Source organism: Tenacibaculum sp. Mcav3-52 (assembly GCF_022347665.1).
Taxonomy (GTDB): Bacteria; Bacteroidota; Bacteroidia; order Flavobacteriales; family Flavobacteriaceae; genus Polaribacter; species Polaribacter mesophilus.
Genome location: NZ_JAKRGE010000001.1, coordinates 926349 through 951184, shown reverse-complemented (window position 1 = coordinate 951184; position 24836 = coordinate 926349). Strand labels below are relative to the sequence as shown.

Sequence of the window (24836 nt, the reverse complement as noted above, 5' to 3'; positions counted from 1 at the left end):
TTAATTTATTTGAACTAATGAGCCTTTTAAAACTGCTATAGCGCTTGTTGAAACTTCTGCTCCAGCACTGCCTTCTGCTTTAAATTCTGCATTTGCTGCTATACTCACATTAGTTCCTTCAATAGTTACATCTCCTGACGCTTTTAATGAAATATCTCCAGCACTTTCCATTGATATTCCATCGCTGTTTATCGTAATTATATTAGAGTTATCATCTTCAATCGTTATGGCTCCTTCATCTTCATCCAGCGTAATCATTTTTCCTGCGGGTGTTTCAATGGTGATTATTTTTTTGTCGTCATCAAACAACACCTTCATTTCGCTTCTGGTAATGATTCCTTTTTCGTGATTATCATCGGTTGCTGTGATTGGAGATGGTTTTGCGCTACTGTGCAACATTCCTAAAACAATGGCATCGTTAGGGTCATCATTGATGAACCCTACAATAACCTCATCACCTATTTCTGGTCGGAAATAAATACCTCTATTTTCTCCTGCATCTGGCGAAGCAATTCTACACCAAATACCTTCTTCTTCGTTATTTACAATAGGTATTTGCACTAAAATTCTATCTTCTCCGTCAGGATCTTCTTCTAATTGAGAAACAATTCCTACTTGTAAACCTTGAATAGCTGGTAATAATCCTGAAGCTGGTTTTGCTGAAATTTCAAAGGTTTCAGAAAACCACTCTGTTGATAAGCCAAATTGTGCATTGGCTACCCAATTTCCTTCTGAAATAACATGTTGAACTCCCGTTACATATACATTTCCGTTAAATCGGTCTCCTACTCCTTCTAGTTTTAAAATGGTATTTGGTTTTACCGATGGGATTCCTTGGAACTTTACACGCCCTCTTACTTTTGCCAATTGTTGAAATAACCATTTAGCATCAGCCCAATCTTGTAATTCGGTATCGGTTACCACACCACCGTGTCGTAACTCCATACTTTCTAAACCTATTGTTTTGTTTAAGTCTGAAACCGATAAGTTTCCGTTTAAACTTACATTTGGATCTTTTCCTTCAATTTCGACTACTTCTTGGTCAGCATGATTCCAACTATAAGCTGCTACTTTTTTAACTTGATGACGTGCGTCTATTTCTGCATCAAAATCTAATAAGGAACCTCCGAAGGTTACGGTTTCAATTTCTGACTGACTTACATTGGGTTTGGCTATGGTAATGGTTCCATCATCAACAAAACACAGTTTCCCATTTGCTTGGGCTCTTGAAACTACAAAATCCCAATCTGACGCATTGTATTGTACTAATTCTGCATGGTTATAATTGGTAGCTTCTATATCTTTTGATAAACTGTAATCACCTATGATTTCCTCAAAAATATCGCTATCAGTACTTTCATAAAAATACTTACTTTTTCTACCTACAGTCATTTTTACCGCTTCGTCTTTACATTCAACGATTAACTGTGCTGAATTTGCTCTAATTCTTAGATTATGCTTGATAACAATTCCTTTAAAAATGGTTTCTTCATCTGAATGATACCCTGCCGTAATCTCAACTTCTTTCCCAGGAATTAACAACTCTTCATTACTTAATTTAAAATCTCTCTGTGAAGCTTCTCCATCAATTAAAATAATTTGAGCGGTTGGTATTTTATTTACTTCTTTTGAAACAGTAATATTTTTCACCTCATATTGTTTCGAGAGTTCTTCTCCTTCAATCAAGATTTTAAAAGTGACTAAATCGGCACTTTTTGAGGTTTGTATAGTTCCTGTATTATTCATTTATGCGAATTTTTGTAAGGGTGGAAAAAAAATTTCTTGCCCAGGTTGTAATTTTCTGAACTGTATTATTTTATTAATACGAGCTACTTCTAAATAATACTTGGAGTCTCCATAAATACGATGACACATAAGTGGCAAAGTGTCTCCTGACTTTACTTTACGATAATGTGTTAAATCTGGGGACTGATTATTTTCTCTTGCTACTCGTAAATCATCATCAATAGTACCCTTTACCTTAAGCTTTGCACTGGCACGTAATGGTGTTCCATCTGGTGCAAACAATTTATATTCTATAGAAAGATCGACTAAAGAGCCTTTAAAAAGGAGAGCTCCCCATTTAATCATTAAATAGTTTGGTTTGTGCTCTTCTCCTTTGTATTCAAAAACAATTTTTTTAAATGCTTCAATTTTGTCTATGATTCCATCTTTTAGATTACTTTTTCCATCAATGGCTCCACTACTATCAAATAACAAGTCTAAATCTAATTCTTGAGGAGGTATTCTTGTAAACTTAGGCTGAGAGCCACTTGTACCTTGCCCTTGCTCTTCAGTATATTCTGGCTTATAAGCAATCATATACTTTTCTGGGTTTATAAGTGTTGTAAACTCTCCATTGGCTATTTCATCCTTAAACTTATCGTCAGAATAGGCCTTTATTACTAATTTTTTTAACTCTCCTTGACTCATTATCGTTGTTTTTGCCTTTCAAGAATATCCATTACTTCTTCCACACATGCTGAAACTATAGCTGCAGTATTTCCGTTTTTTGATCCACTTGTTTTTCCTTGTGATTCTGATTTCTCATCCACATTAATCTTAATATGTAATTCTTTGATGGTTATAGGCATCTTATACTATTTTAAAATAATTATAGGTTAACTCAAGTGTTTCAATAACCAGTTTACTTTCTTCAGCGTTAAAGTCACCTACATTCCATTTTACAGGATATGCATGTTTTACATTCCAAGTTTGTATGGCTTGTTCGTCTTCTCCTAATAACATTACATTGATGTTTACGGGTTGTATTTCAAAGTTTCCTAAAGCTTTTTTACACCACTTGATTACTTCCGAGTCTACAAGCATCCCTCTTTTCAGTACTAAATTTGGGTATTTGGAACGTACAGGTATTTTGTGTTTGAATCTATTTTCTCCTCCTTCGGCTATTTCTTCAGTTTCAAGGTCTACCGTGAGACCTGAAACTGATTGAAATGAGTTGTCGCCGCTTGAAGTTGAGATATCTTCAAACTCTACTTTAAAACTAAATCCTACTGGTGGATGATAGCTCATTACGATGACATTTTTAGCTTCTCAATTGCCCATTCAGCAGTTTCAATGGCAATTTCATTACCATCAGCTTTTAAATCTGTAGGCTGTACTTTAGTGATATAAGCATTCTGAGCTTCCCATACTACTGCTGGTTGCCCTGTCTCATCTAATAACTTGATGGTTAAGTCTCCTCTAAACTGCTCACCTCCTTCTTGGAAATAAACTGTTTTAGCCCATTGCTTGTAAAACTGTTTACTTTCATCTACAAAGGTTCCTCTCTTCATAGTAATGTTACTATACTCGAACAAGCCTGGTTGTTTTGATTTGTGGTATTCTTTATCTGCTCCTCCACGATATTCTATTACTTTATTATCAAAACTTAACCCTGATACTTCTGTACAATTAAATTTCGTATCTCCAAAGGTTACCTCGAAGGAAAACTTTGGCATTGGATATGATTCTGCCATGATTCTTTATTTTTTATTTATAATTTTTTGGTTAGTTAGTTTACTTATGCTTCTTGCATTTTGTGAGAGAATTTAAGGATGATAAATTCAGCTGGACGTACTACTGCCATACCTATTTCTATGATCATATTTCCTTCTAAAACATCTTGAGCAGTCATGGTTTCTCCTAAACCAACACTTACATAAAATGCTTTTTCAGGTGTAGGGCCTGCAAGTGCTCCTGCTCTCCATTGTTGTGTTAAGAAGTTGTCAATCATTGCTTTTACACGCACCCAAGTGTTTTTATCATTAGGTTCAAAAACAAATTGTTCTGTTGCTTTTTTGATTGACTCTTCTGCCATGTTGAAGAAACGTCTTACAGATACATATCTCCATTCATTGTCATTTCCTGCAAGAGTTCTTGCTCCCCATACTAGATTTCCTTTACCTACAAAAGATCGAATTGCATTTATTGATTTACCTGCTACTGTATCTACATTTAAGTTTTGTTGATCTTCATGGGAAACTTTTACTGTAGGCTCCATAACATAAGTAAGACCTACATTGGCTGGTGCCTTCCATACTCCTCTATCTGAATCAACTCTCGCATATACTCCTGCCATTGCACTACTAGGTGGTAATACTAATGGTAAGTTTCCTATTTCAGTTAAAATTAGGTTGTATGTTTCATTATCTGAACTCTCTATACTTCCTAAACTTCTACCGTGCAATTCCCCATTATTTGTATCTAAATCTATATTTTGAGGATCAACTGCTACCTCATCAACAATAGAAGCCTTTAAAGTATCCCAAGAAGTTTCAATTCCATCAAAAATTGTAGTATCTCCTTTTGCTACTGGAGCTATTTCTGCTGGTGAAGCAGGCATTGTAATTGTAATCAATTTGTTTACCTCATCTACAATATTCGAAGTATTATTTTCAATTACATTCTTAATTTTAGTAGTGTTACCATCATCAATAAAGTTTTTTAAATTAATTGTTAATTTTGATAACTCTTCAAATACTTGCTCAACCTTATCTGTGTCCTCAAATAATAAATTAAAAGCTGCTAGTTTCCCTTGAATATCTGTAACATCTGCCGCAGCAGCTAATTCATCTTCAAGAGCAGATATTGCGGCTTTTGCCTCAACATTAATTTTACTTTTCACATCAATTAACGCTTCCAAGTCACTTAATAACTTTACTAAATTACCGTGTAATGTCAATGGTCTTGCTCCTGTATAATCTTTAGACTCAGAATTTCTTTCTTCTAAATTAAGTCCTTCTTTTCCTCCTGTATTTATACTATATAAATAATTTACAACCTCTGCCAAAGAACCTGCTAAGTCTGTAGCTCCAGATTTATCAGAAATACTCTTTACAGCTGCTGCAACATCTATAGCATTTAAATTGTTTGTAATTACAACTTTTGCTTGTGGATCTGCTTCATTTACATGGGTAATGCTTACACTGTTTTTATCGAATTTATAATCTAAAATTGTTTTTAAATGTGGGTAATAAGCTGCTCCATACTTAAGGTAATCTTTTCCTAAACCTATTTCACTTCTTAGTATACCTATATTAGGGTCGGTTGGACTATCAGCGTTATAAGATCTTGTATCAATAATCGTAAAACGATCTTGTAATTCGTTACACTGTTGTAATGCTAGTTCATAAAGATCATAAAAAGTTGTATCAGACGAAATTGCAGTTGCATCTGGAAACAAAATTAATGTTGGTTCATCAACTTTTCTTACATCATTTAATCCTTGGGTAAAATGAGTCATTAAATCAATGTCATTTACATTAACAATTTTTGTATCGTTTGTATCTAAATCATCTCCATATCTACCTACAGAAACAATATAACATGGTCCCCCTCCATTAGCAAAGTACATTTGCATAGAGTAATACATTAAAAAAGGTTCTCTTTCGGATGGTTGATTAACTACAATATTCCTTTCGTTAGCTCCATTAACTCTTACATCTGTAATTTTTACTTGAATTGTTGTTTCTGGTTTTGCTCCTCCAAAATATGTTTCATATTCCAACATCGATGTTATTCGAGTAGGAATTCCTTTCAAATCTCCTTTAACCTTATTAGTTGCTCTCTCGGTATAACCAATAAAAGCTGGAATTGCTGTTTCTACTTGAGCTACCGAAGGCGGAAACTTTACAATTTCCTCTACGTAGACTCCTGGTGTTTTGTACGCTGACATAATTACTTGTTTTAAATTTTAATTTTTGTTTATATAAATACTTCCGAATAATAATCTTGTGATTCTTTCTTAATACTTTCAGGAGTAGGATTAGGGAAATAATAATCTTCTTGTGGTTCTGGTATAACGTCTTGTTTCTCTATCTCTACACGTCCATTAAATGTCAATGGTTTTTCTTCTGACGTAGTCATTACAAGGCCTTCACTTCTTTTCATGTAACGCCAAAAAGTGTTTCTGTTTTCAATACAAACAGCAAACTCAGGAGACTCTTTTAATAAGCATTGTTTTGATACATCAAAGACTTCTGTTTCTTCATTCTTAGCTAATATTTCTTCTGTTAAGTTGGTGTTATTGTCTCCTGATATCTGGATTTGAACAACACCTATTACCCCATTATTTTTAATTCTTTGCACAAAAGAATTGATGGCAACTATCACCTTTTGCTCTTCTTCATTTAGAGGAATGGCGTTCGTTATTTTAGACTCAATAGTATCTAACTCTGATGCTTCTACATTTGCAATAGTTACTAAGTTTGGTGTAACTGTTTCAAGTTCTTTTTCACTTTCTAGTTGATGTAAAAGCTTTCTTGTTTCACTATCTGAAATCAAAAAAGAGCTCCATTTTTTTACTTCTGAAATTGCTTCAAATAAATTGATTGCTGAGGAACTTTTGTTTGATAAGTAATATAGTTGCTCCTCCTTCTTTTCAATTATGTCTGAAAAATTTTCAAAATAAGGATGGTGTACTTTTAAGTAAAAAGTTAACGTTAGTGAATCAGATAAAGTAATTATTGGACTATATCTATCTACTTCTTGATTTCCTTCTTCTGTAGTTACTTTTATTGTTTCTGATAGTACTCGAACTCCCTTTTTATGGTTTCTAAGTAATAGTCTATGATTTTTTAAACTCTTTCTAGTTTCTTCAGTAGGTTGAATTGATAGAAACTTGCTGATATCATATTGTTCTTCTAAACGTTTTTTTTCTTCTTCTGTAAGAGGTGTTACTCCATTATTTCCTCCATTTAATTCGAAAAAAGTTCGTTCTCCTTCGTTTAGGAAGTAAGAGTGGTATATATTGATATTGAACAGTGTTTTGTACATAATCATTTAATTTTTAATTATTGATTGTTGTTCAATACCTGAGACTACTGTTCCTTCATTAGTCACAACATCCCTTTCTATTTCTAGTAATGTTATTTTGTAAAGTACAGATGGGTACTGCTTACCTCCTAGAGTTCCCCATATATAATTTAACTCTTCAAAAGAAGGTGTATATAGTTGAGTAATAAATTTAAACGTCTTTAGGTCTCCTAATCCATCTATACCTTCAAAGTTGGTGTTTTGATGTGTGAATACTTTTTTCCCCTGGAAAAAGGCTAATATTTTTGTTAAACTCTTTAAAGATTCAGCATAACTGGATTTATCTACACTGAATAAAACATAAAGGTTTAAATATACTTTTGGGTTTCTGTAACTAACTGTAGTTCCTTCTACACGATTGTTAGAAGTATTTTTTAGCGCAAATTCTTCTTGTGTATTGATTAATGTTAATGAAATATCTGGAGTGTTTGCTGGGGAATTTCCATCTCCGTCCGCCATAGCTATATTTGATAGGTCTACAGCTTTTTCATCGAAATAATCATTTAATTCTTCGGTAATGATTTGTAATATTTCAAAAATCATTTTAATAGTAAGTTTGGTTAGTTTTGCTTGTAGATTGAAGGGTTAGCAATCAGACATTGTAAAATTAATCGCTCTTACCAAGAGTAACCGCAATGAAAAACTCTTTTAAAAAAGTAGTTTCTCCTAAATATTTTCTAATAGAATTACAGGTAGTAAAAAGGGGGAAATCACCCTTACTTTTTTAAATAGTAAAGCTTAAATTTTAGAGATATCAAGTAAGTAAAACAAAAAACTCCTTACATAATGTATGCAAGGAGTCTTTCTTTTTAGGTTGTTATTTTTCTATTGAGTTAACTCTCTAAATAAACTTTCTAAGTTTTTATTTTCGGTATTTAATCCTAAAATTTTTAACCCATTTTCTTGTGCAAAGTCAAAAATTACTGGACGCATATCTTCTTTTGAATTAAAAACAAGTATCCAGTTATTTTCTAGAGTGTTTTTGTACGATACTATATTAGGTAAGCGTTTTATAAACTGTTCTTCTAATTTATAATCAAACGTTACTTTAATTACTTGTTCGTTGTCTGTTTTAAGTTCTGAAATAGGTTTGTTAATTACTATTTCTCCTTTATTAATAATTATAACTCTGTCACACATTGCTTCTACTTCTTGCATAATGTGTGTAGATAGTAGTACTGTTTTATCTTTTCCTAGTTCTTTGATTAATTGACGTATTTCAACTAATTGATTTGGATCTAATCCTGTTGTTGGTTCATCTAGAATCAACACTTCTGGGTCATGTAGTATAGCCGCAGCTAAACCAACTCTCTGGCGATATCCTTTAGATAGTTGATTAATTTTCTTGTGTGCTTCAATCGTTAACCCTACTTTTTCAATAGTCTCATTAACCTTAGAGTTTTTTATATTGTGTAGAGATGCTTGAAACTGTAAATACTCTCGCACATACATATCCAGGTACAACGGATTATGCTCTGGTAAATAACCTATCTTTTTTTGTGCTTCAATAGGATTTGATATTACATCAATTCCACTTACCAATACAGTTCCTTCTGAAGGCTGAATAAACCCTGTTAAGATTTTCATTGTTGTAGATTTCCCAGCTCCATTGGGGCCTAAAAAACCAACTATTTCTCCTTTTTTTGCTGAAAAGGAAATATTATTTACTGCTTTTTGTGTTCCGTAAGTTTTTGATATTTCAGTAAGTTGTATTGACATTTTGAGTTTTCTGAGTATAAGGATGAAATTCTAAAACAAGTTTAGGATAACAAAAGTTAACGCTTCTCATAAGAAACGAAGCTATAGTCATATTTATTTTTTTCATCAGCTTTAAAATCTTCCCTTGCTACTTCTTTCCATATTTCCATATTTATTTCAGGGAAAAAAGCATCTGCTTCGAATTCGTGATGTATAAGAGTTATATCTAACCTATCAATTAAATTTTGTTCTAAAGCATCCTTATAAATTTGTGCTCCACCTATAATAAATGCATCTTTTCCTTCAGTCAACTCTATAGCTTGCTCAATACTATTAGCCATTAAACAGCCATCAACAAAGTAATTATTGTTTCGAGTAATTATTATAGATGTACGATTAGGCAAAGGTTTTCCAATACTTTCAAAAGTATTTCGTCCCATTAAAATAGGATGCCCTGTAGTAACTTTTTTAAAGCGTTTTAAATCGGCAGGTAAGTGCCAAATTAAGTCATTATCTTTCCCTAAAGCATTGTTTTTTGCAATTGCAGCTATGAGTGTAATCATAAGTTTAGTTTGTGTGGCTTACATATTTTTCACCCATTCTTTAATATATCCTGTAAGATCTCTTTTCTCTGTTGTAGCCTCTTCAAAAGTTTCATTTTTCATGTTATCAACCAACGTGTGGATTGCTTTTAACACATTTTCATCATTAATTTCGGCTATTTTATCGTAGAGATCTTCTTTTAAAACATCAACGTCTATATTCATTTTTATAACTTTTTTAGTGATTTCTTACAAAGCTACTAAACAATATATATAAAATAAAGTTAAATTAGACTGCCACAACTCCTTTTATGTGAGGATGCGGATCGTAACCAACCAATTCAAAATCTTCAAAAGTAAAATCTTCAATATTTTTTATGGCTGAATTAATTTTCATTTTAGGAAGAGGTTTTGGTTCACGTGATAATTGCAACTCTAATTGCTCCATATGATTATTATATATATGGGCATCACCAAATGTGTGAATAAATTCTCCTGCTTCATAACCACAAACTTGAGCAACCATCATTGTAAATAAAGCATACGATGCAATATTGAAAGGAACTCCTAAAAATATATCTGCACTACGTTGGTACAATTGGCATGAAAGTTTCCCATCTGCTACATAAAATTGAAAAAAAGCATGACATGGTGGAAGTGCTGCTTTACCATTCACTACATTTTCTGCAAATGACTTTGATGTATCTGGTAACACAGAAGGGTTCCATGCAGACACTAACATCCTACGGCTGTTTGGATTACTTTTTAAGGTTTCAATGACTTCTTTTAATTGATCTACTTCATCACTATTCCAATTACGCCACTGATGTCCGTACACTGGACCTAAATCACCATTTTCGTCAGCCCATTCATTCCATATACGTACACCATTTTCTTGCAAATACTTAATATTTGTATCACCTTTTATAAACCATAGTAATTCATAAATAATCGATTTTAGGTGTAACTTCTTAGTTGTTACCATAGGAAACCCTTCACTTAAATCAAATCGCATTTGATATCCAAAAACACTTTTAGTTCCTGTTCCTGTTCTATCTCCTTTCTCGTTTCCGTTTTCTAAAACGTGTTTTACTAAATCGTGATACTGCTTCATCCTTCTGCTTTTAATCGTTAAAATTCTTGAACTGTTTAACAACGTAAAAATAAAAAAGCATCTACAAAAAATGTAGATGCTTTTAAAATTATATTAATAAGTTATCAACTATAACTATGCCCAAACGCAAGTTCCGTTACTTTGACAGTAACCGTAGTCACAAAACTCTTGACCATTTGCAAATCTTGTACAACACATGCGTGTACCTTTACAATAGGTATAACGACCTCCACTAACTTGGTTTTGCTCATTTTTTGATAACACTTTAATTCCTTTTAAACTTTTAAGTTTATTCATGATAGATTTAATTTGGGGGTTAATATTGGTATAAATATATCAAAAAAAAAGAATAAACAAAACTATTGTGTTAAAAAACAACCAATTACCTATAACCTTTTATTTTTATCCTATAATCATCCCTGCTATGGTTGCAGACATTAGCGAAGCAATTGTACCTCCAACTAGGGCTTTCATTCCAAACTCAGATAAATTTTTACGTTGACCTGGTGCTAAAGAACCTATTCCTCCTATTTGAATTCCTATAGAAGCAAAATTGGCAAAACCGCACAACATATACGTAGCCATAATTACTGACTTGTTATAGGTTAAATGTGTAGCGCTTGCTGCATTTTTTAAATCAGCTAACTGGATATATCCTACAAACTCACTTGCAGCTAATTTAATACCTAATAGCTGTCCCATTAATGCCATATCTTCTTTAGCAACACCAATTAACCACATTAAAGGAGCGAAAGCATAACCTAAAATAAATTCTAATGACAATGCTTCATAAGGTGTAGTTCCTTCAATTAATTTATTCAAGGAAGTAAATTTCCAATCAAAATATTCAATTCCATCAAAACCTCCTATACTTCCTAAAATACCATTTATCATGGCTATAAAAGCAATAAAAACTAATAACATAGCTGCAACATTCATTGCCAATTGTAAGCCTTCAGTTGTTCCATTAGCTATAGCATCTAAAATATTTGAACCAATTTTTTCTGATGAAACCTGTACATCTGTATTTACTTCTTCTGTTTGTGGGTATAATATCTTGGAAATGATAATAGCTCCTGGTGCTGCCATTACAGATGCTGCTAATAGGTGTTTTGCATATAATAAGCGTAACGCTTCATCATCTCCTCCTAAAAACCCTATATAAGCTGCTAATACTGCTCCTGCTACGGTTGCCATTCCTCCTATCATTACTAACAAGATTTCAGAACGGTTCATTTTTTCTAAGTATGCCTTAATTAATAAAGGTGCTTCTGTTTGACCTAAGAAAATATTTCCTGCTACTGATAAACTTTCAGCTCCTGATATTTTTAAAAACTTAGATAATAACCAAGCTAAGCCTTTTACTACTTTTTGTATTAGTCCTAAATAAAACAATACTGATGTTAATGCCGAGAAAAATATAATGGTAGGTAGTACTTGAAAAGCAAAGATGAATCCAAAAGAATCCATATCAGCAACTAAACCGCTAAATAAAAACTCACTTCCTGCTCTTGTAAAGTCTAACACACTTACAAACAAGCCTCCAACTAGCTCAAATGTTTTTTGAACAAAAGGAACTTTTAAAACCCCAATTGCTATTAATAACTGAAAAGCCAACCCTAATCCTACTGTTTTCCAATCAATACCTCTTCGGTTTGCACTAAATAAAAAAGCAATAATTAGTAATGTTATCATCCCTAGAGCTCCTCTCCACAAACTTTGCATCGAAAAACCTTGACTTGGAATTATCTTTTTTGTTTTACTGACTACTTCTTCAACGTCTTTCCCTAAAACAACTATTGGTTCTGTTGTGAAATTATATAGTATGTTTTTTTCTGAGAGAGTTAAAACTTCATCTGTTAATTCAACCACGTTGTAATAACGAACTGTATCGTTGGGTTGCTTGTAGTTAAAAATTAATAAGTTGTTTTGATGAATATAGTTTCCTGAAGCTTGTAAACTATCTTTTTCTACTAAAGAGTATGTAAAGTTTCCTTCTGATAAAGTAAAAATATCTGTAGGATCTATAGAAACAATTGAATCTCCTTCTGTTGTTGTAATTGATGAGAAATTCCACTTTTTTTCAATGCTTTGGCTAAAAGTTATCATCGTAACGCAAAGCATTATGAAAGTAAATAGTTTCTTCATTTTTAATATTTTAAATTAAGAACGTTTGCTGATTTCATCACGAATTCTAGCTGCCAACTCATAATTTTCATTGGCTACAGCATCGTTAAGTTGTTCGTGTAATTCTTTAAGTGACAAGTGTGAGTAATTATCCTTTCCTTCTTCTTCTATTGAAAACTCGATTTCATCTTCATCAGATTCTAAATCTTCTTCAATTGTTAATTCTTCATCCATTTTTAGATAAATACCTGCTTTATCTAAAATGTTTTCATATGTAAAAATTGGAGCTTCAAATCGAACTGCCAATGCTATAGCATCTGATGTTCTTGTATCAATAACCTCTTCTACTCCTTCTCTTTCACAAATTAAGCTTGAATAAAATACTCCATCAACTAACTTGTGTATAATTACTTGTTTAACGGTGATAGAGAATCGATCAGAAAACGTTTTAAATAAATCGTGAGTAAGTGGTCTTGGTGGACGGATTTCTTTTTCCAAGGCTATTGCTATTGATTGTGCCTCAAACGCTCCTATGATTATAGGAAGTGTTCTGGTTCCCTCCATTTCACTTAGCACTAAAGCATATGCCCCACTTTGTGTTTGGCTATACGAAATCCCTTTTATAGTTAGTTTAATTAAACTCATGTACAATCAATCATCATAAAATACAAAAAAACTGTCTAAATTTAGGCCTTTTGCTTAAAATTTTAGACAGCCTTCTAAAGTGGGCACAATTTACTAAAAATTATGAGTTGAACTCTAATTTCTAGAAAAAGAAAAAATTACCACTATTTTATGCTTGTTTAAAAGCTTTTAATTTTTCTACTAACTGAGGTACAACTTCAAAAGCATCACCAACAATACCATAATCAGCAGCTTTAAAGAAAGGTGCTTCTGGATCTGTGTTAACAACTACTTTTACTTTAGATGCATTAATTCCTGCTAAATGCTGAATTGCACCTGAAATACCTATAGCTATGTATAAGTTTGAAGCTACAGGCTTACCAGTTTGACCAACGTGTTCGCTATGAGGACGCCATCCTAAATCAGATACAGGCTTAGAACATGCAGTTGCAGCACCTAAAACATCAGCTAACTCTTCAACCATTCCCCAGTTTTCAGGTCCTTTTAAACCTCTACCTGCAGAAACAACAATATCAGCATCAGCAATAGTAACTTTACCAGTTGCTCTATTAATATTTTCAGATTTCACTCCTAATTCAGGTAATGTAGCATCAAAACTCTCAGTAGAACCACTTACCGGATTTTCATGTGCTCCATATGAGTTTTTAGCAACACCCACTACTTTGTTATCAGTTGAAATTTCAGTATTGTTGAAGCCTTTATTTGAGAATGCTTTTCTCTTAACAACAAAAGGACTAGTGCTACTTGGTAATGCTACCGCATTTGAAGCATATCCAGCTTCTAAAGCTACAGCTACTAACGGTCCTACAGTTAATCCATCAACACTAGAATCGATAATTACCGTGTTAGCTCCTTTTGCTTCTGCTACTTGTTTAATAATTGAAGCATATGCTTTAGCATTGAATGAAGATAAGTCATTCTTTACCTCTACTACTTTCTCTGCTCCGTAAGTATATAATTCAGAAGCATCACCTCCATTAATAGTTAACACTACTAAGTCGCTTCCTAATTGTTCTGCTACTTTTTTTCCGTATGAAACAACTTCAAAAGCTGTTTTTTTGAATTTTCCTTCCGATGAATCGGCAAAAACTAATACAGACATATTTATTTATTTTTTAGTCGTTAGTGGTCAGTTTTTAATCATTAACTAAGCACTAACAAGTATTTTTATTCTTTCTTTTAAACTCTATTAAAACAGTTCAACTGATTAAATTACTTTTGCTTCGTTATGTAATAAATCAATTAAATCATCAACATTATCAACTAACTTAACAGCTCCTTTTGGTGCTGGTTTTTCAAAGTTTTGAGTTGCTGTTGCTGCTGTTGCTCCAGTTGGTTCTACCACGTTTAATGGTTTTTTACGTGCCATCATAATACCTCTCATATTAGGAATGCGTAAATCTTTTTCTTCTACAATTCCTTTTTGACCTGCTATCACCATTGGTAAAGTAGAGGATACTTTTTCTTCACCTCCATCAATCTCTCTATTCAAAGTAACATTTGTTCCGTCTACCTCTACACCAACACATCCATTAACAAAGTTAAAATCTAACAAAGAAGCTAACATTCCAGGAACCATTTGTCCGTTATAGTCTGCTGATTCTTTTCCTGCTAATACTAAATCATATCCTCCATTTTTAACAACTTCAGCTAATTCTTTAGCTACCATAAAACCGTCAGTTGGTTCAGCGTTTACACGAATTGCATCATCTGCTCCAATTGCTAACGCTTTACGTAAAGTAGGCTCTGTAGAAGCTCCTCCAACATTCACTACAGTTACACTCGCTCCTTGCTTTTCTTTAAACCACATGGCACGAGTTAAGCTAAACTCGTCGTATGGATTAATAACATATTGAACCCCGTTAGTATCAAACTTTGTATCGTTATCAGTAAAGTTGATTTTTGAAGTAGTATCAGGTACATGACTGATACAAACTAATATTTTCATATATATCGTTGTTTTAAAGAAACTTAATTTTATGCCACGAAGTTAAGGATTTTTTTTAATTTATTATGCACGCATAATAAATTTTTTCCTTAACATTAATCAGTCTCAAAATTAAGGTATTATTATTACATAATCATTTGTTGTTTTTAAAACTACAATATTACCCCTATTTTTATTATTTTTGCACTCTTGATAAACAACTACTTATAAAACGTATGAAAACAGTACAATTTAGAGAAGCCGTTTGCGAAGCAATGAGCGAAGAAATGCGTAGAGATGAAAGCATTTATTTAATCGGTGAAGAAGTTGCTGAGTATAACGGAGCATATAAAGCCAGTAAAGGAATGCTAGACGAGTTTGGTGACAAACGTGTTATTGATGCTCCTATTGCCGAACTAGGCTTTGGTGGTATTGCTGTAGGATCAGCAATGAATGGTAACCGCCCTATTGTTGAGTATATGACTTTTAATTTCTCTTTAGTAGGAATTGACCAAATTATTAACAATGCTGCAAAAATCCGTCAAATGAGTGGTGGACAATTCAACTGCCCTATTGTTTTTCGTGGACCAACAGCTTCTGCAGGTCAATTAGCAGCAACCCACTCACAAGCTTTTGAAAGTTGGTATGCAAACTGCCCAGGATTAAAAGTAATTGTTCCTTCTAATCCATACGATGCTAAAGGTTTATTAAAAGCTGCTATTCGAGATGATGATCCAGTTATTTTTATGGAGTCTGAACAAATGTATGGTGATAAAATGGAAATTCCTGAAGGAGAATATATCATCCCTATTGGAGTTGCTGATATTAAAAGAGAAGGTACCGATGTTACGGTAGTTTCTTTTGGTAAAATTATTAAAGAAGCATACAAAGCTGCTGACGAATTGGCTAAAGAAGGTATTTCTATTGAAATTATTGATTTACGCACAGTTCGTCCGATGGATCATAAAGCTATTTTAGAATCTGTTAAGAAGACAAATAGATTAGTTATTTTAGAAGAAGCTTGGCCATTTGGTAGTGTTTCATCAGAAATTACTTTTAGGGTACAAGACGAAGCATTTGATTATTTAGATGCTCCTATTAAAAGAATTACAACTGCCGACGCTCCTGCACCTTATTCTCCAGTATTATTGGAAGAATGGTTACCTAATGCGAATGATGTTATTTCAGCAGTAAAAGAAGTGATGTACCGCAAGTAATTGAAGAAAAAAGAAATTGAAAAAATAAATTAAAATCCTTTTGACTCAGGTCAAAAGGATTTTGTAGTAAAAAAATAATGAAACATCTTCTTACCTTATTACTGCTACTAACTACCAGTATTTTAAGTGCACAATTAACTATACAAGGTAAAGTGGTTGACGAATTTGACACTCCTATGCCTTTCGTTAATGTAATTCTAAAAAACACCACTTATGGAACCACAACAGACGATAATGGAAAGTTTTTCCTAAAAACCAACAAATATAGGGGCACACTAGAAATTTCCTTTGTAGGTTTTCAAACTCACACTATTAAAGTGAGTCAAAAAACAAAGTTTTTGAATATTGTTTTAAAAGAAGAAAGTAATGAACTTGAAGAAGTTGTTATCGTTACCAAACCTAAAAAAAGGTTAAAGAAAAAAGAAAATCCTGCTTATAGAATTTTAAAAGAAATTTGGAAACGTAAAAGAAAAAATGGACTTGATTTAGTTGATCATTATCAATATAAAAAAAACACATCCATAGAAATAGGTCTTAATAATTTAGACACTCTTTTCTTAAAAAAGATATTTAAGAAAGAATACAAACAAGCACTTCAAGAAATAAAGTATGATAGCGACGGAATAAACTATTATATCCCTATTTATTTAAATGAACAAGTTGCCAATGTCTATGGAGACAACAAAAATAATAATATCAGAGAAGACATAGAGGCTGAGAAATCAGAAGGACTTAGCGCTCAGGGTTTTATTTTTGACCGAATGGCCAACACCTTTCAAAATATTGATGTTTTTAAAAACAACATTACATTACTTCAAAAGCCTTTTATCAGTCCTTTATCTACTGATGGTTTTTCTACATATGACTATGTTCTTTACGATAGTGTCGTAAACAACAATAAAAAGCTTTACAATATTTATTTCTTTCCAAGGCGCGATGGAGATTTGGCCTTTCAAGGTAATTTTTGGGTAGCTGACAAAAATTTTTCTATCAAAAAATTAAAAATGAAAGTTCATAAAAGTATTAATTTAAACTTTGTAAGAGGACTTAGCTTTGAAAAAGAGTTTGAGGTACGAAACGACAGTATTTACATCCCTACCAAAAATGCTTATGAAGGTGATTTTACATTCATCGATAAAAACGAAAGCAATAAAGGATTAACAATTAAAAAAGATATTACTTTTAAGAATTATGTCTTAAACAAAGCTCTTCCTAAAAACTTTTATGAACAAACTATTGAGAAAATTAGACCTGATCAATATGAAAAAGAAGATTCTTACTGGAAGAATATTCAAACCGATGAAAGTAAAAAAACACACAAACTAATTGAAAGTGTTAAAGAAAAAAAACAAATAAAAAATTTAACAGGATTAATAAACACGGTAGCCAGTGGTTATATAAACACCAAACTAGGTGTTCAAATTGGACCTTTGTGGACTGCTTTTGCCAGTAACCAAGTAGAAGGCTTTAGAACTAAAGTTGGATTCAGAACCTTTGTAACCAAAGACGATCGTTTTCGTTTAGGTGGGCATATTGCTTACGGCTTTAAAGACGAACGAGTAAAATATGGTGCAGAAGCACGTTATCTTTTATCTTACAAACCTAGAATTGCCGTTGGAGTTGCATACCAAAACGATATTGAGCAACTCGGTAGTACTCTTTTAAACACAACACAACTTTTAGGAAGAAGCTTTGGAACAACTGCATTATTTTCAAGAGGAGACAATTTCTTTTTATCTGATGTTGAAAAAATAGCTGCAAACTTTGATTATCAAATTCAGCAAAACTTACATGTAGGTTTTAATTTTTCTCACTCAAAAATTAAATCAGCTTCTGAGAAAGATTTCTCTATGAATTACAGAGATGAAAACGGAAATATTCAATCACAAGTTACTGATGTGGCTTCTGATATTTATGTTTCTTTCACTCCCGGAAGGTTTGTATATGGACTGGGGGTAGAAAGGCGTTTTGGACGAAATGTATTCCCTACTTTTGTACTGAACTACCGAAGAGGTTACAAAGGGCCTTTTAACGGAACTCACAGTTACGATAAAATTCAGTTTAAATACAGCCAACCTATTTTATTAAGTAAATTCGGAACTTTAGACGCTAGTTTTGAAGCTGGAAAAACATTTGGAACAGTTCCAGTTGCCTTATTAAGCCCTATCCCTGCCAACCAAACATTTTCTTTAGTTAAAGACACTTTCGCGCTACTAAATTACTACGATTTTGTAGCTGATGAATATTTGGCAGGACATTTTGAACACCATTTTAATGGTTATATTCTAAATAGAATACCCCTATTAAAAAAACTAAAACTAAGAAGCTTAGTTTCTTTTAGAGCTGCTTACGGGAACATTTCTCAACAAAATAGAGCTATAAATGATGGATTAGTCAATAGTAGTGGAGCACATAATGTTAACTATAACGCTCCAAACAAACTATATTACGAATACAGTGTAGGATTAGAAAATATTGGATATGGTAACTTACGTTTTCTGAGAATTGACGCTATTTGGAGAAGTAATTATACACCTCCTGCAGGATCAATTGTTGCTCCAACACCTAAATTTGCTATCCGTATTGGTATTAAACCCGGCTTATAATCATACATTTAACCATAAAATACCTTTGTTTTTTCTTTAAAAAAACTAATAAATCACTACTTTTGCAAACCGATTTTTAGAAAACGAAGAAAAGTTTAGAATATATGACCGCAAAAGAAAGAAAAACAGTTGATGTTTTAATTGAAATACCAAAAGGTAGTAGAAACAAGTATGAATACGATTTTGATTTAGGAAAAATTCGTTTTGACAGAATGTTATTCTCATCAATGATGTATCCTGGAGACTATGGATTTATCCCTCAAACTTTAGCGTTAGATGGTGACCCATTAGACGTATTAGTATTGGGTGCTGAACCAACTTTTCCTATGTGTGTTATGGAAGTAAAACCAATTGGTGTTTTCCATATGGCAGACGAAAAAGGGCCAGATGAAAAAATAGTTTGTGTCCCTGTTTCTGACCCAATTTGGAACAGATACAACGATATTACTGATCTAAATCCACACCGTCAAAAAGAAATCACTCACTTCTTCCAAGTATACAAAGACTTAGAAAAGAAAAAAGTTGATATTGGAGACTGGGGTAATGCTGATGAAGCCTACGAAATATTAGATAAATGTTTAGAGCGTTATGAAAATAGCGAACATAAAACAAATGGAAATTTTACTATCTAATTTATAAAAAAATTCCTTTTATAAAACAAAAAACCTCTCAGTTGAAACTGAGAGGTTTTTTGTTTAGTTATTGATTTTGTTATATTTACGAACACTTATAACTAATCAAATAACAATAACATGAAACAAAACATGATATATGTGCCTATTATTTTGGCACTTTTAGGACTCATTTTTATGTATATAAAAATGGTCTGGGTTAAAAAACAAGATGCAGGAAATAATAAAATGAAATCTATTTCAAAAAGTATTAAAGAAGGAGCTCTTGCTTTTTTAGCTGCCGAATATCGATTATTACTAATCTTTGTTATTATCGCTTCATTAGCCTTATTCGGAATCTCTCAGGTAGTAGAAACAACAAGTATTATGATTGTTCCTGCATTTATTATCGGAGCAATCTTTTCTGCACTCGCAGGAAACATAGGAATGCGAATCGCTACCGATGCTAATGCACGAACCGCAGAAGCTGCAAAAACTAGCCTGCCCCAAGCTTTAAAAGTATCTTTTGGTGGTGGAACAGTAATGGGGCTTGGTGTCGCTGGTTTAGCTGTTTTAGGTCTAAGTTTATTTTTTCTAATATTTGTTGGTCAATTTATTACAGATGGAGGTAACTTTTACAAAGAAATGACTGTTGTATTAGAAGCCTTGGCTGGATTTTCTTTAGGAGCTGAATCTATTGCTTTATTTGCTCGTGTTGGTGGAGGTATTTATACCAAAGCTGCCGATGTAGGTGCCGATTTAGTTGGAAAAGTAGAAGCAGGAATTCCTGAAGACGATCCTCGTAACCCAGCAACCATTGCAGATAACGTTGGTGATAATGTTGGTGATGTTGCAGGTATGGGAGCAGATTTATTTGGTTCGTATGTAGCAACTGTATTAGCAGCCATGGTACTTGGTAACTATGTTATTAGAGACATGTCAATAGATTCTTCATTTTCTGATGCGTTTAACGGAATGGGACCTATTTTACTTCCTTTAGTAATTGCAGGAGTTGGTATTATTGCTTCCATTATTGGAACTTTCTTGGTAGGAATTAAAGATAACACAGCTAAAGAAGCTCAAGTACAAAAAGCATTAGACACAGGAAACTGGGTTGCTATTATTTTAACCTTAGCAGCTAGTTTTTTCTTAATAAAATGGATGCTCCCTGAAACTATGCAAATGAAATTCTTTGGTGCAGGTTTTAAAGAAGTAGCAGCTATTAATGTGTTTTGGGCAGCCTGTATTGGTTTAGCTGTAGGAGCTCTAATTTCAATGGTAACTTCATACTATACTAGCTTAGGCAAAAAGCCTGTGTTGGCTATTGTTCAAAACAGTGCTACAGGTGCAGGAACTAATATTATTGCAGGTTTAGCGGTAGGTATGAAATCTACTTTTTTATCTGTTTTATTATTTGCTGCAGCTATTTATGGCTCATATTATTTCGCTGGATTTTACGGAGTTGCTTTAGCAGCTTCAGCAATGATGGCAACTACGGCAATGCAATTAGCTATTGATGCATTCGGTCCTATTGCAGATAATGCGGGTGGAGTTGCTGAAATGAGTGAATTAGAAGATCACGTCCGTGAACGTACCGACATATTAGATTCTGTAGGAAATACTACTGCTGCAGTTGGTAAAGGATTCGCCATCGCTTCCGCAGCTTTAACAGCCTTAGCTTTATTTGCTGCTTATGTGACTTTTACAGGAATTGACGGAATAAATATTTTTAAAGCTGATGTATTAGCAATGTTATTTGTCGGTGGAATGATTCCTGTTATATTCTCAGCATTAGCCATGCAATCGGTAGGAAAAGCAGCTATGGAAATGGTCCATGAAGTTCGTCGTCAGTTTAGAGAAATTCCAGGAATTATGGAAGGAACTGGTACTCCTGAATATGCAAAATGTGTAGATATTTCAACCAAAGCTGCTTTAAAAGAAATGATTTTACCAGGCTTAATTACTATCATCACTCCAATTATTATCGGATTGGTTTTTGGTGCTGAACCTTTAGGTGGTTATATGGCAGGTGTCTGTGTATCGGGTGTTATGTGGGCTATTTTCCAAAATAATGCTGGTGGCGCTTGGGATAATGCAAAAAAATCGTTTGAAGCTGGTGTTGAAATTAACGGAGAAATGACTTACAAAGGTTCTGATGCGCATAAAGCAGCTGTTACAGGTGATACTGTTGGTGACCCTTTTAAAGACACCTCTGGACCATCAATGAATATTTTAATTAAACTTACGTGTTTAGTTGGTTTAGTTATTGCCCCAATATTAGGCGGACATACTTCTTCTGAAACACATGAAAAGACAGAAAATAGTAAAGTCTGGATTGACAAAAACGGTGAAAAACATGAAATAAAACTTTCTACTGATACTGAATTTACTACTGAGAACAAGTTAGAAAATATCATTAAAGTAACTATTGAAAAGAATGATGATGGTATTGCTAAAGCAATTATTTCTACTACAATTGTTAAAAACGGTGAAGAAACAACTGAAGAAAAAACTTTTGAAGGTACTTTAGAAGAAGTTGAACAAAAAATTAAAGAGTACGAAAACTCAAAAAAAGAATAATACCAGTTATGATTTGAAATTACGGTAAAAGAAAATGATGATTTTTTTCTTTATCCAAGTTTCAAAAATCAGACATAGCCTTAGCTACGTTTTCTTTTTTAAATGAAGAAGAAAGGGAAAAAAGGTGTTTTATTACGGTAATTTCAAGTTGTAAATGGTATAACCCTCAAAATTATATAAAACTCAAACCCGATAGTAGTATTTCTATCGGGTTTCTTATTTTTGTGGCGATGTCAAGAACCGTCCGTATTTTTTCTATAGACACCCCTGAGCTCTTCAAGCAAAAACTGTTTGTTTGGGCTAAACAATTTGAAACAGCTATTTGGCTAGATTCTAACAATTACGAGCAACAATATAGCTCTTTCGATTGTGCTTTAGCTGTAGAAGAGTTTACTTCTATTAAAACAGATTACTATAATGCTTTTGATAAACTAAAAGAATATCAGTCTTTCACCAAAGATTACATCTTTGGTTACATTAGTTACGATGTTAAAAATAATGTAGAAAAACTAACTTCTAAGAATTTTGACGGACTTCATTTTCCTGACTTGTATTTTTTTCAGCCTCAAAAACTACTATTCATCAAAGGAAATACTGTTGAATTTCATTATTTACAAATGATTGATGATGAGTTAGAAGAAGATTTTGAAGATATCATTGAAACGAACCCTTCTATTGATAATTATCAACAAGAAGAAACAGATGAAGTAAAAATAAAATTACGTATCCATAAAGATGAATACCATCAAAAAGTAGAAAAAGTATTAGAACATATACATAGAGGAGATATTTATGAAGCTAACTTTTGTCAAGAATTCTATGCAGAAAACACAGCTATAAATCCCTATAGAGTATACACACAGTTAAACAAAATATCGGAACCTCCATTTGCAACGTTTTTTAGAAACGACAATCATTATTTACTATCGGCAACTCCAGAACGCTATTTGCGAAAAGAAGGTTCAAAAATTATTTCGCAACCTATAAAAGGAACCGCAAAACGTTTAATCAATCCGATTGAAGACGAAAAAATTGCGTTCGATTTAGCTCGTGATGAAAAAGAACGGTCAGAAAATATTATGATTGTAGATTTAGTTCGTAACGACTTATCAAGAACAGCTAAAAAAGGAAGTGTCCAAGTAGAAGAACTATGTAAAGTATATTCGTTTAAGCAAGTACATCAAATGATTTCTACCGTAGTTTCAGAAATTGAAAACACCACACACCCAGTTGATGTAATTAAAGATACTTTTCCAATGGGAAGTATGACCGGAGCTCCAAAAATTTCCGCCATGAAAATTATTGAAGACCTAGAAGAAACCAAACGTGGCCTATACTCTGGTACAGTCGGCTATTTTACTCCAAATGGCGACTTCGATTTTAACGTAGTTATCCGAAGTATTTTATACAATTCCGAGAACAAATACGTTTCATACTCAGTTGGTGGGGCTATTACAGCAAAATCTACTCCAGAAAAGGAGTATGAAGAATGTTTACTCAAAGCCAAGGCTATGAAATATGTTTTAACTCACACTAACAAAAGTTAACTATATTTATAGCAAATACTCAGAAAAAGTATTTCTAATCAAAAAACTATTACAAAAAATAAAGAAATGAAAAACACAATTAAACTTATACTATTCGTTGCTATTATTGCATCAATGACGTCTTGTAAAGCAAACAAGTATTCGTTTTTAAACGACTATCCTACTAAAAATGTTCCTTTGGTTGATAGCACAAACTTTAGCAATCATGTAGAGGGTAAATTATTAACAAAACCACAACAAGAGCTTTTAAAACTTCCTTCAATTTTTGAAGAGCAATTAGATGAAGAGAATGCTAAAATTGGTGTTTCCTATCTCCCAAAAATATCAGAAAGCTTTCAATCAGTAGTATATTATTTCTATCCAAATAATACTGAGTTAATCTCTATGCTGGTAACTTACGATAAACAATTTAATATAATTAATAGTCAAGTATTGGCTTATGACGAAATTGCGGAAGGAATGTTAAAAACCACCTCTACTCTTAATAAAAATAGTATTGAATTAGTTGAATATATTTCTGACTCTCCTTCTACTATTATTTTTAATATTTTAGAAGACGGAAACATTACAAGAGACTAATGACACACCATACATTCACATTCAATTTTCATAAAACTGAGTTTTTTGGTCAGTATTGGCAACCAGAAACTGTAAAAGCCATAGTGGTAATTGTTCACGGAATGGGAGAACATTCTGGAAGGTATAAACATGTTGCAAAAAAACTAACCGATAATAATTTGGGGGTAATTGCTTTTGATCACTTTGGCCATGGAAAAACAATAGGAAAAAGAGGACACAACCCAGGTTACAACTATGTATTAGAAAGTGTAACTAAACTAATTGATAAAGCTAAAGAGGTTTTTGGTGATAAACCTACGTTTTTATATGGGCACTCTATGGGAGGCAACACTGTAATTAATTACACGCTTAGAGAAAAACATCATCTAAACGGTGTTATAGCTACCAGTCCTTTTTTACGTTTAGCTTTTCAGCCACCTGCTTGGAAACTTTCGTTAGGAAAAGTAATGCAAAAAATAGCTCCCTCAGTGACTTTAGGAAATGAGTTAGATGCTAACGATATATCTCGTGATCCTGTTGAAGTTGAAAAGTATAGTAATGACCCATTAGTTCATGATAAGGTGAGCCCTAATTTTTCTTTATCCTTTATTGATGCTGGTGAATGGGCTATTGAAAATGCACCTTCTTTAAAAACACCAATGTTACTATTACACGGTACAGGCGATAAAATTATTGATTATAAAGGCACGGAGGCTTTTGCTAACAATACGCCTAAAGCTAGTATAAAACTATACGAAGGAGGATATCATGAGTTACAAAATGACTTATGTAAAGAAGAAATGCTACAAGATGTTGTAAGCTGGCTAAACACTCAATTACAATAATTA

General features: G+C 32.9%; 24 protein-coding genes. 7 read left to right on the top strand and 17 right to left on the bottom strand.

The genetic code is table 11. The features are described 5' to 3' along the window. The 17 genes from vgrG to MHM83_RS04370 form a co-directional block, all read right to left on the bottom strand. Nucleotides 1–1746 (bottom strand): type VI secretion system tip protein VgrG, encoded by a 1746-nt coding sequence (vgrG, locus tag MHM83_RS04450; protein WP_239178566.1) that lies wholly within the window; start codon nucleotides 1744–1746, stop codon nucleotides 1–3. Then, nucleotides 1747–2433, bottom strand: coding sequence for a CIS tube protein (locus tag MHM83_RS04445; RefSeq protein WP_239178564.1), 687 nt, complete (start codon nucleotides 2431–2433; stop codon nucleotides 1747–1749). After that, nucleotides 2433–2594, bottom strand: coding sequence for a DUF5908 family protein (locus MHM83_RS04440; protein ID WP_164505160.1), 162 nt, complete (start codon nucleotides 2592–2594; stop codon nucleotides 2433–2435). The genes MHM83_RS04445 and MHM83_RS04440 overlap by 1 nt, the downstream gene beginning before the upstream one ends. 1 nt (nucleotide 2595) lies before the next feature. Beyond that, nucleotides 2596–3033 carry a phage tail protein gene (locus MHM83_RS04435; RefSeq protein WP_047790304.1) on the bottom strand — a complete coding sequence of 146 codons (438 nt, stop codon included), beginning with the start codon at nucleotides 3031–3033 and terminating at the stop codon, nucleotides 2596–2598. Beyond that, the gene (locus MHM83_RS04430; RefSeq protein WP_047790305.1) at nucleotides 3033–3479 is read right to left on the bottom strand and encodes a phage tail protein; all 447 of its coding nucleotides are present in this window, start codon (nucleotides 3477–3479) and stop codon (nucleotides 3033–3035) included. Before MHM83_RS04430 ends, MHM83_RS04435 begins: the two co-directional genes overlap by 1 nt. Before the next feature lie 44 nt (nucleotides 3480–3523). Beyond that, entirely contained in the window at nucleotides 3524–5677 is a 2154-nt protein-coding gene (locus tag MHM83_RS04425; protein WP_239178562.1) for a phage tail sheath C-terminal domain-containing protein, read from the bottom strand. Nucleotides 5678–5706: 29 nt separating this feature from the next. Continuing rightward, nucleotides 5707–6777 (bottom strand): hypothetical protein, encoded by a 1071-nt coding sequence (locus MHM83_RS04420; protein WP_239178560.1) that lies wholly within the window; start codon nucleotides 6775–6777, stop codon nucleotides 5707–5709. Nucleotides 6778–6783: 6 nt separating this feature from the next. Further along, the gene (locus MHM83_RS04415; RefSeq protein WP_047790308.1) at nucleotides 6784–7359 is read right to left on the bottom strand and encodes a DUF4255 domain-containing protein; all 576 of its coding nucleotides are present in this window, start codon (nucleotides 7357–7359) and stop codon (nucleotides 6784–6786) included. A 282-nt stretch (nucleotides 7360–7641) separates the two neighbouring features. Beyond that, nucleotides 7642–8535, bottom strand: a complete 894-nt coding sequence (gene gldA, locus MHM83_RS04410; RefSeq protein ID WP_239178558.1) for a gliding motility-associated ABC transporter ATP-binding subunit GldA — start codon at nucleotides 8533–8535, stop codon at nucleotides 7642–7644. A 56-nt stretch (nucleotides 8536–8591) separates the two neighbouring features. Further along, nucleotides 8592–9077 (bottom strand): dihydrofolate reductase, encoded by a 486-nt coding sequence (locus MHM83_RS04405; protein WP_159612989.1) that lies wholly within the window; start codon nucleotides 9075–9077, stop codon nucleotides 8592–8594. 18 nt (nucleotides 9078–9095) lie between these two features. Beyond that, complete coding sequence (locus tag MHM83_RS04400) at nucleotides 9096–9281, bottom strand: hypothetical protein (RefSeq protein ID WP_047790311.1); 186 nt, start codon at nucleotides 9279–9281, stop codon at nucleotides 9096–9098. Nucleotides 9282–9345: 64 nt separating this feature from the next. Beyond that, nucleotides 9346–10170 carry a thymidylate synthase gene (locus MHM83_RS04395; RefSeq protein ID WP_047790312.1) on the bottom strand — a complete coding sequence of 275 codons (825 nt, stop codon included), beginning with the start codon at nucleotides 10168–10170 and terminating at the stop codon, nucleotides 9346–9348. A 114-nt stretch (nucleotides 10171–10284) separates the two neighbouring features. Continuing rightward, nucleotides 10285–10467: a hypothetical protein gene (locus MHM83_RS04390; RefSeq protein WP_047790313.1), complete on the bottom strand. Its 183-nt coding sequence runs from the start codon at nucleotides 10465–10467 to the stop codon at nucleotides 10285–10287. 105 nt (nucleotides 10468–10572) lie between these two features. Then, nucleotides 10573–12318, bottom strand: a complete 1746-nt coding sequence (locus MHM83_RS04385) for a NupC/NupG family nucleoside CNT transporter (protein ID WP_073182573.1) — start codon at nucleotides 12316–12318, stop codon at nucleotides 10573–10575. Nucleotides 12319–12333: 15 nt separating this feature from the next. After that, entirely contained in the window at nucleotides 12334–12942 is a 609-nt protein-coding gene (locus MHM83_RS04380; protein ID WP_239178555.1) for a bifunctional nuclease family protein, read from the bottom strand. Nucleotides 12943–13090: 148 nt separating this feature from the next. Continuing rightward, complete coding sequence (locus MHM83_RS04375; protein WP_073182572.1) at nucleotides 13091–14044, bottom strand: electron transfer flavoprotein subunit alpha/FixB family protein; 954 nt, start codon at nucleotides 14042–14044, stop codon at nucleotides 13091–13093. Nucleotides 14045–14149: 105 nt separating this feature from the next. Beyond that, nucleotides 14150–14890, bottom strand: coding sequence for an electron transfer flavoprotein subunit beta/FixA family protein (locus MHM83_RS04370; RefSeq protein WP_073182571.1), 741 nt, complete (start codon nucleotides 14888–14890; stop codon nucleotides 14150–14152). A 215-nt stretch (nucleotides 14891–15105) separates the two neighbouring features. Between MHM83_RS04370 and MHM83_RS04365 the strand changes: the two genes are divergently transcribed. The 7 genes from MHM83_RS04365 (at nucleotide 15106) to MHM83_RS04335 (ending at nucleotide 24833) form a co-directional block, all read left to right on the top strand. Continuing rightward, nucleotides 15106–16086, top strand: a complete 981-nt coding sequence (locus MHM83_RS04365) for a pyruvate dehydrogenase complex E1 component subunit beta (RefSeq protein ID WP_047790318.1) — start codon at nucleotides 15106–15108, stop codon at nucleotides 16084–16086. 77 nt (nucleotides 16087–16163) lie between these two features. Then, nucleotides 16164–18692: a DUF5686 family protein gene (locus tag MHM83_RS04360; protein WP_073182570.1), complete on the top strand. Its 2529-nt coding sequence runs from the start codon at nucleotides 16164–16166 to the stop codon at nucleotides 18690–18692. A 104-nt stretch (nucleotides 18693–18796) separates the two neighbouring features. Next, nucleotides 18797–19324, top strand: coding sequence for an inorganic diphosphatase (locus MHM83_RS04355; RefSeq protein ID WP_239178553.1), 528 nt, complete (start codon nucleotides 18797–18799; stop codon nucleotides 19322–19324). 120 nt (nucleotides 19325–19444) lie between these two features. Next, nucleotides 19445–21883: a sodium-translocating pyrophosphatase gene (locus MHM83_RS04350; protein ID WP_239178551.1), complete on the top strand. Its 2439-nt coding sequence runs from the start codon at nucleotides 19445–19447 to the stop codon at nucleotides 21881–21883. Nucleotides 21884–22113: 230 nt separating this feature from the next. Further along, nucleotides 22114–23430, top strand: coding sequence for an aminodeoxychorismate synthase component I (gene pabB / locus MHM83_RS04345; protein ID WP_239178549.1), 1317 nt, complete (start codon nucleotides 22114–22116; stop codon nucleotides 23428–23430). Between the two features lie 66 nt (nucleotides 23431–23496). Beyond that, the gene (locus MHM83_RS04340) at nucleotides 23497–24009 is read left to right on the top strand and encodes a hypothetical protein (RefSeq protein WP_239178547.1); all 513 of its coding nucleotides are present in this window, start codon (nucleotides 23497–23499) and stop codon (nucleotides 24007–24009) included. Continuing rightward, nucleotides 24009–24833 carry an alpha/beta hydrolase gene (locus MHM83_RS04335; protein ID WP_239178545.1) on the top strand — a complete coding sequence of 275 codons (825 nt, stop codon included), beginning with the start codon at nucleotides 24009–24011 and terminating at the stop codon, nucleotides 24831–24833. Before MHM83_RS04340 ends, MHM83_RS04335 begins: the two co-directional genes overlap by 1 nt. Nucleotides 24834–24836 lie beyond the last annotated feature (3 nt).

What these genes read in the sequence shown, in the direction of transcription:
- MHM83_RS04395 (WP_047790312.1), bottom strand. Translation starts at nt 10,170, where the DNA reads ATGAAGCAGTATCACGATTTAGTAAAACACGTTTTAGAAAACGGAAAC.
- MHM83_RS04335 (WP_239178545.1), top strand. Translation starts at nt 24,009, where the DNA reads ATGACACACCATACATTCACATTCAATTTTCATAAAACTGAGTTTTTT.
- pabB (WP_239178549.1), top strand. Translation starts at nt 22,114, where the DNA reads ATGTCAAGAACCGTCCGTATTTTTTCTATAGACACCCCTGAGCTCTTC.
- MHM83_RS04425 (WP_239178562.1), bottom strand. Translation starts at nt 5,677, where the DNA reads ATGTCAGCGTACAAAACACCAGGAGTCTACGTAGAGGAAATTGTAAAG.
- MHM83_RS04400 (WP_047790311.1), bottom strand. Translation starts at nt 9,281, where the DNA reads ATGAATATAGACGTTGATGTTTTAAAAGAAGATCTCTACGATAAAATA.
- MHM83_RS04355 (WP_239178553.1), top strand. Translation starts at nt 18,797, where the DNA reads ATGACCGCAAAAGAAAGAAAAACAGTTGATGTTTTAATTGAAATACCA.
- MHM83_RS04350 (WP_239178551.1), top strand. Translation starts at nt 19,445, where the DNA reads ATGAAACAAAACATGATATATGTGCCTATTATTTTGGCACTTTTAGGA.
- MHM83_RS04375 (WP_073182572.1), bottom strand. Translation starts at nt 14,044, where the DNA reads ATGTCTGTATTAGTTTTTGCCGATTCATCGGAAGGAAAATTCAAAAAA.
- vgrG (WP_239178566.1), bottom strand. Translation starts at nt 1,746, where the DNA reads ATGAATAATACAGGAACTATACAAACCTCAAAAAGTGCCGATTTAGTC.
- MHM83_RS04370 (WP_073182571.1), bottom strand. Translation starts at nt 14,890, where the DNA reads ATGAAAATATTAGTTTGTATCAGTCATGTACCTGATACTACTTCAAAA.
- MHM83_RS04340 (WP_239178547.1), top strand. Translation starts at nt 23,497, where the DNA reads ATGAAAAACACAATTAAACTTATACTATTCGTTGCTATTATTGCATCA.
- MHM83_RS04445 (WP_239178564.1), bottom strand. Translation starts at nt 2,433, where the DNA reads ATGAGTCAAGGAGAGTTAAAAAAATTAGTAATAAAGGCCTATTCTGAC.
- MHM83_RS04420 (WP_239178560.1), bottom strand. Translation starts at nt 6,777, where the DNA reads ATGTACAAAACACTGTTCAATATCAATATATACCACTCTTACTTCCTA.
- MHM83_RS04365 (WP_047790318.1), top strand. Translation starts at nt 15,106, where the DNA reads ATGAAAACAGTACAATTTAGAGAAGCCGTTTGCGAAGCAATGAGCGAA.
- MHM83_RS04385 (WP_073182573.1), bottom strand. Translation starts at nt 12,318, where the DNA reads ATGAAGAAACTATTTACTTTCATAATGCTTTGCGTTACGATGATAACT.
- MHM83_RS04415 (WP_047790308.1), bottom strand. Translation starts at nt 7,359, where the DNA reads ATGATTTTTGAAATATTACAAATCATTACCGAAGAATTAAATGATTAT.
- MHM83_RS04430 (WP_047790305.1), bottom strand. Translation starts at nt 3,479, where the DNA reads ATGGCAGAATCATATCCAATGCCAAAGTTTTCCTTCGAGGTAACCTTT.
- MHM83_RS04380 (WP_239178555.1), bottom strand. Translation starts at nt 12,942, where the DNA reads ATGAGTTTAATTAAACTAACTATAAAAGGGATTTCGTATAGCCAAACA.
- MHM83_RS04435 (WP_047790304.1), bottom strand. Translation starts at nt 3,033, where the DNA reads ATGAGCTATCATCCACCAGTAGGATTTAGTTTTAAAGTAGAGTTTGAA.
- MHM83_RS04405 (WP_159612989.1), bottom strand. Translation starts at nt 9,077, where the DNA reads ATGATTACACTCATAGCTGCAATTGCAAAAAACAATGCTTTAGGGAAA.
- MHM83_RS04360 (WP_073182570.1), top strand. Translation starts at nt 16,164, where the DNA reads ATGAAACATCTTCTTACCTTATTACTGCTACTAACTACCAGTATTTTA.
- MHM83_RS04440 (WP_164505160.1), bottom strand. Translation starts at nt 2,594, where the DNA reads ATGCCTATAACCATCAAAGAATTACATATTAAGATTAATGTGGATGAG.
- gldA (WP_239178558.1), bottom strand. Translation starts at nt 8,535, where the DNA reads ATGTCAATACAACTTACTGAAATATCAAAAACTTACGGAACACAAAAA.
- MHM83_RS04390 (WP_047790313.1), bottom strand. Translation starts at nt 10,467, where the DNA reads ATGAATAAACTTAAAAGTTTAAAAGGAATTAAAGTGTTATCAAAAAAT.